We start from the raw sequence: 459 nt of genomic DNA on the forward strand, positions 1-459 counted from the left end.
GGGATCGATCACGGTGATGCGCGACTTGTCGTAATCGAGATGCCGCTCGATCATCGGCAGCGTGCCTTTGCCGATGGAGCCGAAGCCGACCATGACGATGGGGCCGGTGATCTTCGCGTAGATCTGCGAGGAGGAATTCATCATTTTCTCCAGGAGAGCGCCTAGCGGCGGGTAGAGTGGATCAGGGGTTACGTCGCTTTGCGGTGACTTCGATTTCGACCTTCATCTCGGGCTTGTAGAGCCCTGCGACGATCAGCAGCGTTGCGGCCGGACGGATGTCGCCGAGAACCTCGCCACAGACCGCGAAATGGGCGTCCGCGTCGTTGACGTCGGTGAGGTAGTAGGTCGCACGGACGATATCGGCCATCGCGAAGCCGCCTTCCTTGAGGGCTGCCTCGATGGTCTTGAAGCAGTTCCGTGACTGGCTCGTGACATCGGCCGGTATGGTCATCGTGGTGT

General features: G+C 60.3%; 2 protein-coding genes. Both read right to left on the minus strand.

The window, feature by feature from the left end; all coding sequences use genetic code 11:
- Positions 1-144: saccharopine dehydrogenase NADP-binding domain-containing protein (locus ACN6NE_RS31100; RefSeq protein ID WP_474329442.1), on the minus strand; the 144-nt coding region annotated here is incomplete at its 3' end.
- 37 nt (positions 145-181) lie between these two features.
- The coding region (locus ACN6NE_RS31105; protein WP_474329440.1) for a Rid family hydrolase at positions 182-459 on the minus strand (278 nt) is incomplete at its 5' end.

The sequence above is a fragment of the Priestia sp. 53B2 genome, from assembly GCF_056099005.1.